Source organism: Mesorhizobium sp. (assembly GCF_017306585.1).
Lineage (GTDB): Bacteria > Pseudomonadota > Alphaproteobacteria > Rhizobiales > Rhizobiaceae > Mesorhizobium.
The window spans coordinates 1-1822 of record NZ_JAFKIC010000004.1 but is presented as its reverse complement, the minus strand read 5'-3'; the positions used below and the strand labels follow the sequence as shown (position 1 = coordinate 1822).

2 protein-coding genes are annotated in these 1822 nt (G+C 64.5%); both read left to right on the top strand.

From position 1 onward, the window contains the following. A partial coding sequence (locus tag J0I79_RS00050) for a mandelate racemase/muconate lactonizing enzyme family protein (RefSeq protein ID WP_292854124.1) occupies window positions 1-708 on the top strand: 708 nt, incomplete at its 5' end. Further along, the gene (locus tag J0I79_RS00045) at window positions 705-1622 is read left to right on the top strand and encodes an NAD(P)-dependent oxidoreductase (RefSeq protein WP_292854122.1); all 918 of its coding nucleotides are present in this window, start codon (window positions 705-707) and stop codon (window positions 1620-1622) included. The genes J0I79_RS00050 and J0I79_RS00045, both read left to right, overlap by 4 nt. Window positions 1623-1822: the final 200 nt, after the last annotated feature.

Here is a 1822-nt window from a genome sequence, read left to right as displayed (position 1 = left end):
GCCGTCAAGCTCGACCCTGCCGGCCCCTACACCGCTTTCGACGGCCACCAGCCGCGCCTGCTCGACATCGACGTTTCGACACGCATGATCAAGGCGATCCGCGAGGCGGTCGGCACCCGCGCCGACATCCTGTTCGGCACGCATGGCCAGTTCACCGCCTCGGGCGCGCTGCGCATGGCGCGCGCCATCGAGCCCTATGATCCCCTGTGGTTCGAGGAGCCGGTGCCGCCAGACATGCCCGAGGTGATGGCGCAGGTGGCGCGCGGCACCTCGATCCCGATCGCCACCGGAGAGCGGCTGACGACCAAGTCGGAATTCGCCCGCGTCATCGAGAACCGTGCCGCGACCATCCTGCAGCCCGACCTTGGCCGTTCCGGCGGCATTCTCGAAACCAAGAAGATCGCCGCCATGGCGGAAGCCTATCACATCCAGGTCGCGCCGCATTGCTATTGCGGGCCGATCGTGGGTGCGGCCAACATCCAGCTGGCTGTGACGCTGCCCAACTTCCTGATCCTGGAATCGCTGAAGCAGTGGGACGGCTTCCATGCCACGCTGCTCAAGAAAAAGATCGAATGGCAGGACGGCGATGTCATCCCGTCTAAGGAGCCCGGCCTCGGCGTCGAGCTCAACGAAGCGGTGTGCGATGCCCATCCCTATACGGGCAAGGACCTGCATCTGCAGATGATGCAGACGCCGCTGATGCCGTGAGCGAAAGCTACGCCTTCATCGGCCTTGGCCATCTCGGCGGCAACCTTGCCGCCAGCCTGATCCGCAACGGCTTTGCCGTCACGGTCTTCGACCGCGATCCGGCCGCCGTCGAGCGCCTGGTGGCGCTCGGCGCCACCGCCGCGTCGAGCCCCGCTGAGGCGGTCGCGCGGGCCGGCAACGCCATCACATGCCTGCCCTCGCCGAAAGTCAGCGAAGTGGTGCTGGCCGGCCCGGCTGGCCTGCTGGAAGGCTTGGCCCCGGGCGGCACATGGATCGAGATGTCGACCAACGGCCGTGACGAGATCGTGCGTCTCGCGGCGCTGGCCTCGGCCAGGGGCATCGACACGCTGGAGTGCCCGGTCACCGGCGGCGTGCATCTGGCGGCGGCGGGCAAGATCACCGCGCTGGTCGGCGGCGACGCCGCGCTCTACGAACGCCATCGCGGCGCGATCGAGGCAATGTGCGCGAAATCCTTCCTGATGGGGCCGATCGGTTCGGCGGCGGTGATCAAGGTGATCACCAACATGCTGGCCTTCATCCATCTCGTCGCCGCCGGCGAGGCGCTGATGCTGGCCAAGCAGGGCGGCCTCGATCTTGCCCAGGCCTACCACGCCATCGTTGCGTCCTCCGGCAACAGCTTCGTACATGAGACCGAAAGCCAGCTTGTCCTGAACGGCTCTTACGATATCGGCTTTACGATGGACCTGGCGCTGAAGGATCTTGGTTTTGCCTTGGGTATGGCCGAGAAATCTGGCGTGCCGCTCGATCTCGCTGCTCGGGTCAATGCGATTTTCGAGCAAGGCAAGGCGGCCTATGGCGGCGCCGCCTGGTCGACGCAAATCGTCAAACTGCTTGAGGATACGGTGGGAACGGACCTGCGCGCCCCCGGTTTTCCGGCGAAGCTGGAGCTTTAGCCAAGATAAGCCAGCGAATGAAATCAAGGCGTTGAGTGATGATCCGGAATCATTCCCGCAACCAATTGAATCAGAACTGCAACATCCCGGCTGGCTGCCCATACGACCGGAATTCATACCTCGACAATTAGCGGAAACAGCCCTCCCTTCGTCATCCTCGGGCTTGACCCGAGGATGACGAAATCTGGGACGGTCCAACC